Here is a 14134-nt window from a genome sequence, read left to right as displayed (position 1 = left end):
GCGGGCGGCGTCGCGGCGTGTCCGGACAACTCGGCAGATGTCCTTGCCATAGTGAGCGGCGCCGGTCCCGGGCGACCGCCCGTGGCCCCCTCCCCACCCCTCCGACCAAGGGATCCGCATGCCCCGCACCACCTCCCCCCGTACCCGACTCGCCGTCGCCGCGGTCGCGTTGACGACCCTCACGGTGGGCGCGCCCGCCGCGTACGCCTCGCTCGACAAGGAGCCGGCCTCCGCGGCCGGTGTGCGCGGGGACGCGTACGTCGAGACCCGGCTGATGTTCGGCACCGAGCGGCCCGACGGCGGCCCCGATGTGACGGACCGGCAGTTCATGGACTTCGTGGACCGCGAGGTGACCCCGCGCTTCCCGGAGGGCCTGACCGTGCAGACCGGCCACGGCCAGTGGCGGGACGCGCACGGCACGGTGGAGCGGGAGCGTTCGCACGAGCTGGTCCTGCTGTATCCGGCGGCGTCTGCGGCGGAGCGCGATCCGCAGGTGGAGCGGATCCGGGACGCGTACATCCGCGCGTACGGGCAGGAGGCGGTGGCGCGGATCGACGACCGGCTGAGCGTCGACTTCTGAGGGACCTGAACCCTCCGTCAGATCGTTCCCGGCAGGCGGCTCGTTCCCGGCGGGCGGTGCCGGGCCCGGTGACAGACTGCGGGCATGAATCGAACTCCTGAGCCCGGGCGGGTCGACGCCGCCGTCACCCTCGGCCTGTTCGCGGCCTGGCTGGTGCACGACCTGGAGGAGCTGGCGACCGTGCCGCGCTGGACGCGTACGCGGATTCCGGAGCTGCGGCGGCGCTTTCCACAGGTGCCGGAGCGGCTGTGGCGGAGCATGGAGGGCATGCGGGGGCGGGAGTTCGCCGTCGCGATGGCCGGGGTGGGGCTCGTGGTGGCGTCGGCGGCTGCGGACGGGCACCGCACGGGCGGGCGTTCGGCGTACTACCAGTCGGTGCTCGACGGGTTCGGTCTGCACGGCCTGGTCCACCTCGCCCAGGCCGCCGCCGCCCGTGGCTATACGCCCGGCTCGGCCACCTCGCCCCTGCTGGTGGTGCCGTTCACGCTGTGGGCGCGCGGCCGGTTGCGCCGCGCGGGTGTGCTGCGGCCGACGACCGCCAAGGACGCGGCGCTGAGCCTGGGCCTTGCGGGGGTGGCGGCGGTGGGGGCGCACGCGGCGGCGCGGAGGGTGCTGTCGGGGCGGAGGGACGAGTGAACGGGACGGTGTGCAGCGCGAGTTGGCCGCTCAGCTGGCCCTTCAGCCGCGTGGGCGGCGGTATCCGAGGGACGCCTCGATGCGGCCGATGAGGCGGTCGCGGTCGGCCGGGCCCGACTGATCCGTCCCGATGAGCCAGGCGCGGCATCTGCTGGCGAGGAGCAGGCCGAAGCTCTCCGCGTCGCTCTCGTCGTCGTGGTGGTCGAAGTGGGTGCGGGCCGCGACCTTGAGGACAGTGGCCTGGAGGTCCGCCTCGTCGGCGAGCAGCCGGGCGGCGACGCCCGCGCCCTCCACGTGATGGCTGGCGTGCCCGGCCTCCATGTGCCACAACTCATGGCCCAGGATGACGAGTTGATGGTCGGGGGCGGTGCGCTCCTCGATCACGATCAGGTCCTGGTCGACCATGTCGAGCCAGAGCCCGCTGGCGGTGCCGGGCGGGAACGAGGCGGTGCGCAGCCGTACGGGGCGGCCGCGGCGCCGGCTCATCGCCTCGCAGAGCGCCGCGTGCAGGTCCTGGGGGCGGCTGGGCGCGGCCGACTCGACTCCGGCGAGCAGGTCGGCGCAGAGCCTGCGCATGTCCTTGGCTATCCCCACGGTTCTCTCCGTGCCTCGCTCCTGAACCTGGTGCTGCTCCTGACGGCGGCCATCAGGACTCCGACCGCCGCACGTTCTCCAGGAGCATGTCCAGCCACTCCGTGACCGTGTCCCGGTGCTTGTCGGTGGGCAGTTGGGCGGCGCGCCAGGCGATGCCGCGCACCCCGTGGTCCTGCAGCAGGCGCTGCAGCGGGTCCGCCGGGCCGTCGGCGGCGCCTTCCGCCCCCTCCGCCGCGGACGCGCTCGACGGGTCCGCCGCGGGTCCCGGCGCTCCGGCGTGCCCGGCCGCGTCGGCCGGTGGGCGCTCCTCCGGGAGCCGGGCCTGGCGCTGGCGCAGCTCCTCCTCCACGCGCCGCAGCGCACCGGTCAGGGCGTCGGCGTCCTCGGCGGTGAGGAATCCGGCGTGCACCTTGAAGAACCGCTGGATGGCGGCGCAGTGCTCCATGGTGGGGCGCCGGTCGCCGTTGATGAGGGCGCCGGCCTGCTGACGTGACATGCCCGCGCCGTCGGCGATCTCCTGCTGGGTGTACCGCCGGCCGTCGGGCTTGAGCCGGGTCTTGCGCAGCAGGGCGAAGCGTTGCAGGAAGCGCGCCTGGAGGTCGACCTCGCCCGCGGGCCGTCCCGCTAGCAGCTCCTCGACGACCGGGACGGGAACGCCGGACTCCGCGGAGAGCTTGGGGAGCCGGAAGGCCTCGGCGCGGGGCACGCCGGCCCGGTCGGCGAGTTCGGCGACACGGGCGACCACCACGGCGAGCGGTCCGGCGGCTGCCGGACCGGGAACCGAGAAGTCATCAGTCACCGGCGGGTCTCCTACGTCGAGAGCTTCGATTCGGTCAACTGTCGTTCCGTACGGCCGCTTCGTGTCCGGCGGACCTCTCGCACGGCGCTCACCTCGGGGAACTCCGGAGAGCTCCGGGAAATTCCACGGTATTCCGGGGAACTCTCCCTGCCCTGGGCGTACTTGGGTGGCTCGACGCCGGTGCCGTACCGGCTTCGGACAACAACCGGGGCTGCCCGGAGGCTAGTCGGTCCGCCGCGGCCCGGCCAAGACTTGCCACAGCTGTGGCGCAAAGCGATCGGCCTGCGGCAGGAAATGCCACGATCATTGACACGCAGTCTGCGGGGCAAGGAGTATCGCCTTCAACAAAGTACGTAACGGACGGTCGCGCCGGGCAGGGAGCACCGCGGACCGGTCCGGGCCCGAGGAACCGCCTCGCGGACCCGCGTACGGAAGGTCTCACTCCATGGGAGGGACAGCGTCTCGATGACGAATGATCTCGATGGCGAATGACCCGGCGTCCGGATCCTCCGGCTCCCTGAAGGCCTGGCCCCACGGCACCGGCAAGGCCCAACCGACGTCCGCAGAGCGCGAGTTGGAGCTGCGTGCCTATCTCCGCGACTACACCGCGCTGATCGCCGCCACGCCCCACCCGTCCCTGCTCGTCGACCACGCGTGGAACGTCCTGGCCGCGAACCCCGCGTACGAGAGCCTCTTCCGGGAGGTGCGGGAGGTGGCCGCGGCGATGCCGGGCGAGAACCTGCTGCGGTTCGTCCTCTTCCACCCGGACGCGGGCAGGGTGCTCCGCGAGCACGAGACGGGCTGGTGCCTGCCGCTGCTCGCGCAGTTCTCGGCGGCCCTCGACGCGTACGGGCAGGACGCCACATTGCGCGACATCCGCGAGGAGATCGCCCGCGACCCGCTGATGAACGCCGCTTACCAGCAGGGGCTGCCCCGCTGGATGCACAGCGTGGGCCCGGCCGCCCTGGACCACGACGGCGCGGTGCGTTCGCTGCGGCACCCGGATCCGGCCTGGGGCACCACCACGTGCCGAATCGTCACGGACACGCCCGGCACGCTGCGGGAACGGGGGCTGACCCGGCTGACGTTGATCCTGCACGCGCGGAGTGATGCGGCCGACCGGCTGCGGGAGGAGACCACGGCACGCCCCACTGCGAGCACCCCGCCCCTGCTGCGGGTCGTACCTCCGCGGGCATGAGTCTTCCCCTGCCCGCCCCTTCCCGACTGTGTCGATATGCGGCTGGCGCCGCGTGGCTGCGGCGCTTCGGGGGCTCTGCCCCCGGAGGGGCTGGTTTTTGGGGGCGCGGGGAACTGCGCGACCAGCCACGACGGCGCGGCAGCCGAACGACGGCAGAGGAAAGCCCGTCCGGCGAATGAGGACGAGCCCGCAGGGCGACCGGCGGCAACCGAGTCGACAGTGCGGGCCCGTCCCAGAACGAAGAGCTCAGCCGCCGATGTTGACGTCGATGCAGGCGTAGAAGGCGTTCGACGTGTCGGCGATGTTCCACACCGCAAGCACCTTCTGCTTGCCGGTGGCGCCGCCGAAGTTCACGTTGTGCGTGACGGTCTCTCCGGGCTGTGCGCCGCCGTCGTCGAACGACGCGATCTTGCTGCCGCCGAGGAAGTACTCCCAGGTGCTGGTGGCGTGCCGGGCGGTCAGCTTCCAGGTGAAGTCCTGGGAGCTGCCGACCGGGGTGACGGCCCAGCCCTTGCTGTCGTCGTCCAGCTCGGCGAAGCCCTCGTTGCCGCCCGCACAGCTCTTCAGGCCCTTGGGGCCCTCGACGCTCTGCGGCTCGTACTTGATCGCACCGCACGGGACGGTCCCGGCGGCGCACTGGGCCTGCCTGCTGGGCGGCGAGTTGACGTATCCGTGCGCGCTGGCGGTGCCGGTGGACAGGGTCAGGGCGATGAGCGGTGCGATGCCCGCGCCCAGGGCGAAGGCCAGCTTCCGGTTTCGCTGCATGGCTACTCCTTCACTGCAGTGAGCCGCCGCTCTCGTGGGGTACGACGGCTCCGCTCGGTGGGGGGAGGTGAAGGAGCGTGAAGGTGCACAGCCCGGCGGACCGTCAGGGCGCCAACTCGACGGCCCACTACGGGAGTTCACGCTCATTCCTGGTCTAGACCTTGGGCAACGACCATAGCGGCTGTCGGGCCACGGTCAAGGGGTCAGCCGGAATCGCGCGGACCCTCCGGAGGCTCCGGCTCCTCCCGACGCTCCTCCCGGCGCCCTTCCCCACGCACCCCCCGACGCTCCTCCCGGCGCCCCTCCCCCGCCGCCTCCGACGGCTCCAACGGCGGCCCCGCCACCGCGCAGTTCGTACGGCATTCCGGGTGGCAGCGCTCGGCGCGCTCCGCCTCGGGCGCCCGCACCGCCCCCCAGGCGACGAGGGCGCCCAGGACCAGCAGCCCGGCGCACAGCGGCATCGCACGCCGGAACGCGCCCCCGAACTCCGCCGCCGAGCGGTACGCCTCGGGCCCCATGCCGACGAGCAGCGGCAGCGCCGCCACGGTGACGAGTCCGGCGGCGCGGGCGGCGGCGTTGTTGACCCCGCTGGCGAGTCCGGCGTACGCGGTGTCCACCGAGGCGAGGACGGTCGCGGTGAGCGGGGCGACGAGAGTGACCATGCCGAGCCCGAGCACGACCATGGCGGGCAGCACATCGGTGGCGTACGAGGTGTCGGTGCCGTCGACGCGCAGCATCAGGAGCATGCCCGCCGCGCAGAGCAGCGGGCCGACGGTGAGCGGCAGGCGCGGCCCGGTCCGCTGGGCGAGGTCGCCGGAGCGGGCGGAGAGCAGCAGCATCAGAACCGTCGTCGGCAGCAGCGCGGTACCGGCGCCGAGGGCCGAGTAGCCCGCGACGACCTGGAGTTGCAGCGCGGCCAGGAAGAAGAAGCCGCCGAACGCCCCGTACACGCAGAGGGTGACGATGTTGACGGAGGTGAACAGACGGGCCCGGAACAGCGACGGCGGCAGCATCGGATCGGGGCGGCGCCGCTCGACCCGGACGAACTGCCAGGCCAGGACGAGTCCGGCGACGGCGGAGCCGAGAACGGCCGGGGAGGCGGCGCCGTCGGGGGCGGCGATCAGGGCGTAGGTGAGCAGGCCGAGCGAGAGGGCGCCGAGGGCCGCGCCGAGCACGTCGAAGGAGTGCGCGCGGGCCTCGGCGCCGCCCGCCGACTCGGGTACGTGCCGCAGCGCGACCGGCACGCACACCGCGGCGAGCGGGACGTTGAGCAGGAACACCCAGCGCCAGCCCGGCCCGTCGACCAGCCAGCCGCCGAGGAACGGCCCGACGGCCGCGCCGACCCCGCCGAGCCCGGACCACACGCCGACCGCCCTGGCCCGGTCATCGGGGTGGAAGGAGGCCTGGATCAGGGCGAGCGAGCCGGGCGTGAGCAGGGCGCCGCCGACGCCCTGCAAGGCGCGCGCGGCAATCAGGACGCCCGCGTTCGGGGCGAGCCCGCACAGCAGTGAGGCCGCCGCGAACCAGACCACGCCGAGGACGAACACCTTCCGCCGCCCGAACCGGTCGCCGAGCGCACCGCCGAGCAGGATGAGCCCGGCGAGGGTCAGCATGTACGCGTTGACGGTCCACTGCAGCGCGGCCAGATCCGCGTCGAGGTCGGCGCCGATGCGGGGCAGGGCGACGTTCACGACGGTCGAGTCGAGCAGCGCCATGGCGGAACCGAGGACCGTGGTCAGGAGCACCCAGCGGCCCGCCGCGCTGCGGGTGCGCAGGGCTCCGGTGGGGTGCGAGGCGTCTCGGCTCATGTCCGGATCATCCCTCGCGGGGCGGGCCCGCGCCGCTCACTGTCGGCTGATCGTCCGAGTCACGCCCGCCGCGATCGTCGTCGCGAGCACCCAGCCGGTGACGATCAGCCCGTACGCGAGCCACTGCGCCCCGCCGTCCGGCGCGTACGCCTTCTCCTGGCCGAGGTCGACGATCGGCAGGAGCAAGTCGAGGGTGTACGCGAGCGCGTTGAAGGGCGGCGACTCCTCGGGCTTGAGCGCGCGCGGGGCGTCGACTGCGAACGCGACCGTCCCGACGAGCAGCAGTGAGGCGAGCCAGCCGGCCGCCCGCACGGGCCGGAATCCGTAGCCGACGGCGGCGTCCTGCAGATGGCCCCAGGCCCTGGCGTACGCGGGCAGGGTCGCCCGGTGCCGGCGCTGCTTGGCGAGCTGGACGGTACGGGCGGCCGCGTCGTCGCCCACGCGCCGGTAGGCGTTGGTGAGCTGCTCGTAGGCGTGCGGGACATAGCCGTCCCGCTCGCGTTCGAGGAGGTCGAGGCGGTGCTCGGCGGGTTCGTGCGGGTCGAGCGTGGCGTAGCCGAGCCCGTCGAGGCGGACCACGTCCGGGTAGGTGGCGGGGGCGATGTGCAGGAGCTCTATCTGTGAGCGTCGCAGGGTCACCTCGCCGTCGATCCGGGCCGCCTCGCGCAGCCACAGCTCACCGACGACGGCGCTGCTGACCCTCAGGGCCGTACCGCCGGGGTTGGCAAACCGGGCGAAGGCGAAGTTGAGCTGGCCGGGGACCTGAAGTCCGCGCAGGTTGACCCGTCCGAGGGCGCGCAGCCGCATGCCGTGGAAGTCGGAGCCGACGGTGAGGGTCTTCGCGGACAGGGCGTCGCCGCCGGGGTTGTCGAGGACGGCGTCGTTCAGCTGCACCGCGCCGCTGACGGTGGCGCCCTGGAGCCGCACCTCGCCGTGGGCCACCAGGCCGGGCCCGTGCAGGTCGTTCCCGACGGTCGCCTGGTTGAGCTGAAGCGTGGGCTCGGCCGACTCGCCACCCGGCACTCCGAGTTCGGCCCGGTCGAGGAAGAACGCGCCGGCGATCCGGGCCCCGCCGAGGCGCACCGGACCGGGGATGCGGCACCCGGTGATACGCAGGACCCCGTCGACGCGGACGGTGGCGGCGTACAGGGCGGGCAAGGTGCAGTAGCTGAGGTTCAGTTGGCGCAGCTCGGCGCCGTACAGCTCGGGCGGCTCCTCGAAGGTGCAGGCCAGCAGGCTGATCGCGCACTCCGTCGACGCGTACCGCAGATGCAGCACGCCGGTGATCCGGGCGCCGGCGATCCGCAGGCCGGCCACGTCGCCGTCGCGCCGGTGGCCGCCGAGGAGCAGATCGCGCAGCACCTCGGCGCGCAGGACCCGGTCCTCCTGCGGTGCGGCGGTGAGGTCGACCCTGCCGCCGCTCGGGAACGCCTCCCAGACCGTTCGCTCAGCATCCGTCAGATCCGTGATCTCCACCGCGTGACTCTCACCCGAGGTCAGACGGCTGTCAACCGGTCGATCTCTCAACTGTCCGACAGGCGCGCACTGTTGTCCGCAGAGCGCTCACCCCATAAGAATGCGCATGACAATGCCGAGGGCACCAAGGCCCTCGGCCACAGAGGGGACCCCCACATGAAGAAACCTCTCGTCGGCGCGTTCGCGGCAGCACTGCTGCTCGCCGGAGCGGGCGCCGCACCCGCCGTGGCGCAGGCCGACGCGGCCGGTACGCCCGGCAAGGCGGCGCCCGGCAAGGCGGCGACCGGCTCCGAACTCGGCGCCGGACTGGATCAGTTGCTCGGCAAGGCGAAGAAGAAGCCGAAGGCTGTGGACTTCGCCGGCACGGTGGCGCTCAGCAACTGTTCCGGCTCGGTCGTCCGCACCCCGGACGCCGAGCCCGGCGACCCGGCGCTCGTGATGTCCAACGGGCACTGCCTGGACGGCGGGATGCCCGGCCCGGGCGAGGTCCTCGTGGACCAGCCGTCGAGCCGCACCTTCGACCTTCTCGACGCCTCGGGCGCCGAGGTCGGCACGCTGAAGGCGAGCAAGCTGGCGTACGGCACGATGACCGACACGGACGTCTCGCTGTACGAACTCACCGATACGTACGAGCAGATCGAGAGCGACTACGGCATCAAGGCCCTGGAGCTGAACGCGGAGCGCCCCACGGCGGGCACCGCGATCACGGTCGTCTCCGGGTACTGGAAGAAGACGTACAGCTGTGACATCGACGGGTTCGTGCACACCCTCAAGGAGGGCGACTGGACCTGGAAGGACTCGGTCCGCTACACCGACGCCTGCAAGACGATAGGCGGCACCTCGGGCTCCCCGGTCGTGGACGACGCCACCGGCAAGGTGGTCGCCGTCAACAACACCGGGAACGAGAGCGGCGAGGAGTGCACGGTCAACAACCCGTGCGAGGTGGACGAGAACGGCAAGGTGACCGTCCGCCAGGGCATCAACTACGGCCAGCAGACGTACCAGATGGTGCCGTGCGTGGGCACGGGCAGCAAGATCGACCTGGACGCGGAGGGCTGCGGGCTGCCGAAGCCGGGCGCGGGCAAGTAGGCCGAGTAAGCATGCATGAAGGCGAGTGAGCATGCATGAGGGCGGGTCGGGGCCGATGGCGGCTCCCGGCCCGCCTTCGTCACGGCTGGAGCAGCGACTCCTCGGCCCGCTCCACCGCCCGTACCAGGGACTCGGGTTCCGGGGCGAGGCCCGCCACCACGGCGTCGAGGTCGCGCAGACCGGCGCGGGCGAGGAGCGTCTTCTCGTTCGTGACCCACTCGCCGCGCTCCGCGAGCACCGCGTGTGCCGCCTCGGCCGCGGCGACGGCGAGCGCGCCCGCGACCTCGGTGAGGCGGCCGTGCGGGGCGTGGTTGGCCTTGGCGTACATGAGGGTGAGCGCCGCGCGTCCGCGCCACACGCCCGGGGCCGCGGCCCGCAGCGCCTGCGGGTAGGCGGGGCGCGGGAGGCGGCCGCGCAGCACCCGGTTGATGGCCAGTTCGGCGACGACCAGGTAGCTGGGGATGCCGGCCAGGTGGAACATCAGCGGCTCCCAGCGGAATCTGCCCTGTGCGGCCTCGGTCAGTTCGCGCTCGACGACGTCCAGGTCGCGGTAGTGCACGTCCACGCGGCGGCCCTCGACGGTGAGCCAGGCCCCGCCGTTGAACACGCCGCCGCCCCAGCCGCCGATCTCGGAGATCTCACCCTCCCAGCCGAACTCAACTGCGGTACGCCGGAGTTGCTCGGGGTCGAAGGAGCCGGTCGCCGCGTCGCGGTAGTACACGGCCAGGTCCCAGTCGCTCTCGGCGGTGTGAGTGCCCTGCGCGCGTGAGCCGCCGAGGGTGACGGCCTCGACGGCGGGCAGGGCGGAGAGGCGGTCGGCGAGGCGGTCGAGGAAGGCCTCGTCGGTGTCGCCGTCGGTCGTGGGGGTGGTGGCGCTGTGCTCCATGGGGGCCAAGCTAGCGGCGCCCGCGTCCGCGTCCCACGCTCGACCGAAATTCCGTGGCCCCGGGGGGTGTTGTCCCCTCATGATGTCCCCATGAGTCACAGTGACCACAAAGACGCGGCGACGATCGCCGCCAGGAGCATCCGCGCCCACCACACCGCCGACACCGTCACCGTCTACCAGGCCTACTCCCCCGCGATCGGCGTCCCCGCCGCCCGCGACGGCCGCTTCCCCGCCGCGTGGAAGCGGGACCGGATGACCTGGGTCAAGCCGTCGTTCCTGTGGATGATGTACCGCTGCGGCTGGGCCACCAAGGACGGCCAGCAGACCGTGCTCGCCGTCGAGATCGACCGCACGGGCTTCGAGTGGGCGCTGCGGAACGCCTGCCTCTCGCACTACGACCGGAACCTGCACGCCGACCACGAGGCCTGGCGCCGGGACCTGCGCTCCGCGCCCGCACGCGTGCAGTGGGACCCGGAACGCGACATCCGCCTCCAGCCACTCCCGTACCGCTCGCTCCAGCTCGGCCTGGCCGGGGAGGCGACACGGCGGTACGCGGACGAGTGGATCGCCTCCGTCACGGACGTCACCGAGACCGCCCACACCGTGCACGCGCTCGTACGGGAAGGACAACTGGACGTGGCACGGCGGCTGTTGCCGGAGGAGCGGGAGTACCCGGTGGCGGCGGGGATGCTCGCGCATCTGGGGGCGCAGGCGCGACGGCGCCCGAGCCGACCCGCACCCGGGGGCGTAGGGACGACGGCGCCCGAGCCGACCCGCACCCCGGGGGCATAGGGACGACGGTGCCCGAGCCGACCCGCAGCCCGCTCAGACCGTCAGCACGATCTTCCCCCGAGTCCGCCCCTCCTGACTCAACCGCCAAGCCTCCCCCGCCCGTTCCAACGGCAACGCGTGATCCACATGCACACGCAGCTTCTCCGCCTCCGCGAGCACCGCAAGCTCCGTGAGGCCCTCCGCGTCCGGGCGGACCCAGACATGGTGGCCGCCCAGGCCCAGGACGTCGCCGTCCGCGATGGACGCGAGGCGGGCGGAACGGGCGCCCTGCGGGGCCTGCTTGAGCAGCGGCACGGACACCTCGGCCACCCCGCCGCCGACGAAGTCGAGGACGGCGTCCACCCCTTCGGGCGCCAGCGCGCGGACGCGGTCGACGAGCCCGTCCCCGTACGTCACCGGCTCGGCGCCCAGCTCGCGCAGGAAGTCGTGGTTGCGCTTGCTCGCGGTGCCGATCACCCGGGCGCCCGCGGCGACCGCGATCTGCACGCCGAACGCGCCGACGCCGCCCGCGGCCGCGTGGATCAGGACCGTGTCACCCGCGCCCACGCCGACCCGGCGCAGCGACTGCAGCGCGGTGAGCCCGGCGAGCGGGACGCCCGCGGCCTGGTTCCAGTCGAGCGCGGCGGGTTTCTTCGCGAGCATCCGTACGCTCGCCGAGACCTGCTCCGCGTACCCGCCGTTCTGCGCCCAGTCCTTGCGGATGTAGCCGTACACCTCGTCGCCCGGGGCGAAATCGTCCGCGTCGAGCCCGTTCGCCTCCACCACGCCCGCCACGTCCCAGCCGGGGATCAGCGGGAACCGCGTCTCCATGATCGGGTCGAGGCCGCCCGCGGCGAGCTTCCAGTCGACCGGGTTCACACCGGCCGCGCGGACGCGGACCAGGACCTCGCCCGGGGCCACCTTGGGCTCCGCGAGATCGGCGACGCGCAGCTCGTCAGGGGATCCGTACGTGTCAAGTGCGATTGCCTTCATGGTGGGCGCAACTCCCCGGTGGTACAGAGCGTTCCCGGCGAAATTCGGGTGCGAGGGGCGGTCCCTCCCGTACATGATCCGATCGGTAGTCCCCGCAGGCATGTCGGCAGGCGTTCAGGAGCTGGTCGGCCCCGGCGACCATGTCGCGCAGGCCCGGCAGGTGATCGCCAACCTGGAGGAGCAGGTGAAGGCGGTCGGCAGCGACCTCTCGCTCGTCGCGTACACCGATGTGTACGTGGTCGCGGACGAGCCCGGCCCACTGTCCGAGGTCTGGCGGATCGTCGAAGCGTCCGGCCTCGCCACGGGCGCCTCGGGCCCGCACTCCTCCACCCTGATCGGCGTCCCGACGCTGGGCTGTCCGGGGCAGTTGGTGGAGATCACGGCGACGGCGGTCGTGCCGGAGGGCTGAGGACGGACCGAGCCGCAGCAGCAGCGGTCCCGGCGGACCGGCCGGACACCGGGTTCAGTCCGGCCGCACCGCCCGCATCCGCCCGTACGCGTACACGCATCCCGCGAGCGCCAGGTCGGACAGGAGCATGAAGCCGATCGAGTACGAGTCCTTGGCGCTGTAGATCGCACCCATGACCAGCGGCGGCAGGAAGCCGCCGAGGCCGCCGACCGCGCCCACGATGCCGGTGACGGAGCCGACCTGGGGCTGCGGCGTGACCTGCGCGACCATCGCGAACACGCTGCCGCTCGCGGCGCCGAGACCGGCGGCCATGCCGAGCAGGCAGATCGTGCCCATCGGCACGAGCGACGGGTCGAAGGCCTGCACGATCGCCAGCAGGGCCACCAGGACGAGCGCCCCGGCCGTGACCACGGCCGGGTGGACGCGGTCCGAGAGCCAGCCGCCGATCGGCCGGAACACGACGGTGACCAGGGCGAACCCGGCCGCCCTGGTGCCCGCGTCGGTGGGCGAGAGCTCGTACCAGGTCTTCAGGTACGTCGGCAGGTACACGCCGAACGCGACGACACCGCCGAAGCCGATCGCGTACAGCGCCGACAGCTCCCAGGTCACGCGCAGCCGTCCGGCCGAGCCGAGGCGGGCGGAGAGCGAGGCGGTGGGCACCGGCCGGTCGGGCCGGTCGGTGATCAGCAGCGCGCCGAGCACCGCGAACACGGCGAGGGCCGCGGCCACCACCAGGAACGGCAGGTTCTCGCCGTGCTTCGCGATGCGCGGCGTGAAGTAGCCGGAGAGCGCGACGCCGCCCATGCCCATACCGAAGACGCCGATCGCGAAGCCTCTTCTGGCGGGCGGGAACCAGGAGTTGACCAGCGGCACACCGATGGCGAACGTCGTCCCGCCGAGCCCGAGCAGAAAGCCCACGCCGAGCAGTCCTGCGTAGGAGTTCTTGGCCGGGATGAGCAGCAGCACCGGCACGATGGTGAGCGCCGTGACCAGCGGGAACATCAGTCGGGCGCCGTAGCGGTCGGTGAGCGCGCCCACCGGGATACGGCCGATCGAGCCGACGATCACCGGCACGGCGACGAGCAGCGACTGCTGGAAGGAGCTCAGGCCGAGCCGGTCCTGGTAGTCACTTCCGAGCGGCGCGATCAGGTCCCAGGCCCAGAAGGTCAAGGTGAAGCCGACGGTGGCCACGATCAGATTGCGGTACGCGGCGGCACCGGGACCGGCGGGGGCAGTGGCAGCGGCGCGAGGGCTGTCAGCGGTGTCTGTCACCCCGCCCAAGTTAGGCTCGCCGCCCCTTTTGTGCAGTTCGACTTCTTTCCAGGGGTTATACGGGGTCAATCCGGGTGTTGCGGGGTCAATCCGGGTGTACGGGGAGCCCTGCCGCCGTGGCCGCCTCGCTCAGGACCTCCCGGAGCATCGCGGGCGTGAGCCGTCCGGTGAACGTATTGCGCTGGCTGACGTGGAAGCAGCCGAACAGGTCGAGCGCGCCGGGCTCGCCCCGCAGGGTCGTACGGGCGCCGTGGCCGAACGCGGGCCGCGGGCGGGGCACGTGCCAGCCGGCCGCGGCGAGCGCGGGGAGCACCGCCTGCCAGCCGAAGGCGCCGAGCACGACCGCCGCGCGCAGTGTGGGCGCGAGCAGCCGCAGCTCGTCCACCAGCCAGGGGCGGCAGTTGTCCCGCTCCTGCGGCGTCGGCTTGTTGGCGGGCGGGGCGCAGTGCACGGGCGCGGTGATCCGCACGCCGTACAGGGTCAGCCCGTCGTCGGCGGCGGTGGCGGTCGGCCGCGAGGCGAGTCCGATGTCGTACAGGGCCTGGTAGAGCACGTCGCCCGAGCGGTCGCCGGTGAACATCCGCCCGGTGCGGTTGGCGCCGTGCGCGGCGGGCGCGAGGCCGACGATCAGGAGCGCGGCGTCGGCGGGCCCGAATCCGGGCACGGGCCGCCCCCAGTACGTCTCGTCGGCGAACGCGGCCCTCTTCGTACGGGCGACCTCCTCGCGCCAGGCGACGAGGCGGGGGCAGCGGCGGCAGCGGGACAGGTCCCGGTCGAGGGCGCCGAGCTCGGGATACGGGCCGACGGGACCGAACTCCGGGCCGGGCCCGGACGGGCCGGGCTGCCCGGACAGGCCAG

The 14134-nt window shown here is 73.0% G+C and carries 15 protein-coding genes; 6 read left to right on the top strand and 9 right to left on the bottom strand.

Annotation, left to right across the window (positions count from 1 at the left end; translation table 11 throughout):
* The first annotated feature begins 118 nt into the window (after positions 1–118).
* Both RCO28_RS03935 and RCO28_RS03930 read left to right on the top strand, forming a co-directional pair.
* The gene (locus RCO28_RS03935; RefSeq protein ID WP_308939473.1) at positions 119–580 is read left to right on the top strand and encodes a DUF3574 domain-containing protein; all 462 of its coding nucleotides are present in this window, start codon (positions 119–121) and stop codon (positions 578–580) included.
* An 84-nt stretch (positions 581–664) separates the two neighbouring features.
* A complete protein-coding gene (locus RCO28_RS03930) occupies positions 665–1216 on the top strand; it encodes an HXXEE domain-containing protein (protein WP_308939472.1) in 552 nt (183 codons plus the stop codon).
* 42 nt (positions 1217–1258) lie between these two features.
* Here RCO28_RS03930 and RCO28_RS03925 read toward each other — a convergent pair whose 3' ends face one another.
* Positions 1259–1792: a toxin-antitoxin system, toxin component gene (locus RCO28_RS03925; protein ID WP_308939702.1), complete on the bottom strand. Its 534-nt coding sequence runs from the start codon at positions 1790–1792 to the stop codon at positions 1259–1261.
* Between the two features lie 70 nt (positions 1793–1862).
* Positions 1863–2609 (bottom strand): helix-turn-helix transcriptional regulator, encoded by a 747-nt coding sequence (locus RCO28_RS03920; RefSeq protein WP_308939471.1) that lies wholly within the window; start codon positions 2607–2609, stop codon positions 1863–1865.
* 481 nt (positions 2610–3090) lie between these two features.
* Between RCO28_RS03920 and RCO28_RS03915 the strand changes: the two genes are divergently transcribed.
* Positions 3091–3807: a hypothetical protein gene (locus RCO28_RS03915; RefSeq protein ID WP_308939470.1), complete on the top strand. Its 717-nt coding sequence runs from the start codon at positions 3091–3093 to the stop codon at positions 3805–3807.
* Positions 3808–4053: 246 nt separating this feature from the next.
* Here the strand turns inward: RCO28_RS03915 and RCO28_RS03910 are convergent, their stop codons facing one another.
* The 3 genes from RCO28_RS03910 to RCO28_RS03900 form a co-directional block, all read right to left on the bottom strand.
* Positions 4054–4572: a lytic polysaccharide monooxygenase gene (locus RCO28_RS03910; RefSeq protein WP_308939469.1), complete on the bottom strand. Its 519-nt coding sequence runs from the start codon at positions 4570–4572 to the stop codon at positions 4054–4056.
* Between the two features lie 203 nt (positions 4573–4775).
* Positions 4776–6380: an MFS transporter gene (locus tag RCO28_RS03905; RefSeq protein ID WP_308939468.1), complete on the bottom strand. Its 1605-nt coding sequence runs from the start codon at positions 6378–6380 to the stop codon at positions 4776–4778.
* 36 nt (positions 6381–6416) lie between these two features.
* Positions 6417–7856: a membrane-associated oxidoreductase gene (locus RCO28_RS03900; protein ID WP_308939467.1), complete on the bottom strand. Its 1440-nt coding sequence runs from the start codon at positions 7854–7856 to the stop codon at positions 6417–6419.
* 156 nt (positions 7857–8012) lie between these two features.
* Here RCO28_RS03900 and RCO28_RS03895 point away from each other — a divergent pair, with 156 nt between their 5' ends.
* Positions 8013–8945 carry a serine protease gene (locus RCO28_RS03895; RefSeq protein WP_308939466.1) on the top strand — a complete coding sequence of 311 codons (933 nt, stop codon included), beginning with the start codon at positions 8013–8015 and terminating at the stop codon, positions 8943–8945.
* Positions 8946–9024: 79 nt separating this feature from the next.
* Here RCO28_RS03895 and RCO28_RS03890 read toward each other — a convergent pair whose 3' ends face one another.
* Entirely contained in the window at positions 9025–9831 is an 807-nt protein-coding gene (locus RCO28_RS03890) for a nucleotidyltransferase domain-containing protein (protein WP_308939465.1), read from the bottom strand.
* 90 nt (positions 9832–9921) lie between these two features.
* Here RCO28_RS03890 and RCO28_RS03885 point away from each other — a divergent pair, with 90 nt between their 5' ends.
* Complete coding sequence (locus RCO28_RS03885; protein WP_308939464.1) at positions 9922–10623, top strand: DUF4291 domain-containing protein; 702 nt, start codon at positions 9922–9924, stop codon at positions 10621–10623.
* Between the two features lie 33 nt (positions 10624–10656).
* Here the strand turns inward: RCO28_RS03885 and RCO28_RS03880 are convergent, their stop codons facing one another.
* Positions 10657–11595 (bottom strand): NADP-dependent oxidoreductase, encoded by a 939-nt coding sequence (locus RCO28_RS03880; RefSeq protein WP_308939463.1) that lies wholly within the window; start codon positions 11593–11595, stop codon positions 10657–10659.
* Positions 11596–11668: 73 nt separating this feature from the next.
* On the opposite strand from RCO28_RS03880, the gene RCO28_RS03875 reads away from it, so the two are divergent.
* Positions 11669–12004, top strand: a complete 336-nt coding sequence (locus tag RCO28_RS03875) for a RidA family protein (protein WP_308939462.1) — start codon at positions 11669–11671, stop codon at positions 12002–12004.
* Positions 12005–12058: 54 nt separating this feature from the next.
* Here the strand turns inward: RCO28_RS03875 and RCO28_RS03870 are convergent, their stop codons facing one another.
* Together RCO28_RS03870 and RCO28_RS03865 are read right to left on the bottom strand one after the other, a co-directional pair.
* Complete coding sequence (locus RCO28_RS03870) at positions 12059–13276, bottom strand: MFS transporter (protein ID WP_308939461.1); 1218 nt, start codon at positions 13274–13276, stop codon at positions 12059–12061.
* Between the two features lie 85 nt (positions 13277–13361).
* Positions 13362–14042: a uracil-DNA glycosylase gene (locus tag RCO28_RS03865; RefSeq protein WP_308939701.1), complete on the bottom strand. Its 681-nt coding sequence runs from the start codon at positions 14040–14042 to the stop codon at positions 13362–13364.
* Positions 14043–14134 lie beyond the last annotated feature (92 nt).

This window comes from Streptomyces sp. LHD-70 (genome assembly GCF_031157275.1).
In the GTDB taxonomy this organism is placed as follows: domain Bacteria; phylum Actinomycetota; class Actinomycetes; order Streptomycetales; family Streptomycetaceae; genus Streptomyces.
The sequence above is the reverse complement of the archived record's forward strand: the minus strand, read 5'-3'. Positions and strand labels throughout refer to the sequence as shown.

What these genes read in the sequence shown, in the direction of transcription:
- RCO28_RS03935 (WP_308939473.1), top strand. Translation starts at nt 119, where the DNA reads ATGCCCCGCACCACCTCCCCCCGTACCCGACTCGCCGTCGCCGCGGTC.
- RCO28_RS03930 (WP_308939472.1), top strand. Translation starts at nt 665, where the DNA reads ATGAATCGAACTCCTGAGCCCGGGCGGGTCGACGCCGCCGTCACCCTC.
- RCO28_RS03925 (WP_308939702.1), bottom strand. Translation starts at nt 1,792, where the DNA reads ATGCGCAGGCTCTGCGCCGACCTGCTCGCCGGAGTCGAGTCGGCCGCG.
- RCO28_RS03915 (WP_308939470.1), top strand. Translation starts at nt 3,091, where the DNA reads ATGGCGAATGACCCGGCGTCCGGATCCTCCGGCTCCCTGAAGGCCTGG.
- RCO28_RS03910 (WP_308939469.1), bottom strand. Translation starts at nt 4,572, where the DNA reads ATGCAGCGAAACCGGAAGCTGGCCTTCGCCCTGGGCGCGGGCATCGCA.
- RCO28_RS03905 (WP_308939468.1), bottom strand. Translation starts at nt 6,380, where the DNA reads ATGAGCCGAGACGCCTCGCACCCCACCGGAGCCCTGCGCACCCGCAGC.
- RCO28_RS03895 (WP_308939466.1), top strand. Translation starts at nt 8,013, where the DNA reads ATGAAGAAACCTCTCGTCGGCGCGTTCGCGGCAGCACTGCTGCTCGCC.
- RCO28_RS03890 (WP_308939465.1), bottom strand. Translation starts at nt 9,831, where the DNA reads ATGGAGCACAGCGCCACCACCCCCACGACCGACGGCGACACCGACGAG.
- RCO28_RS03885 (WP_308939464.1), top strand. Translation starts at nt 9,922, where the DNA reads ATGAGTCACAGTGACCACAAAGACGCGGCGACGATCGCCGCCAGGAGC.
- RCO28_RS03880 (WP_308939463.1), bottom strand. Translation starts at nt 11,595, where the DNA reads ATGAAGGCAATCGCACTTGACACGTACGGATCCCCTGACGAGCTGCGC.
- RCO28_RS03875 (WP_308939462.1), top strand. Translation starts at nt 11,669, where the DNA reads ATGATCCGATCGGTAGTCCCCGCAGGCATGTCGGCAGGCGTTCAGGAG.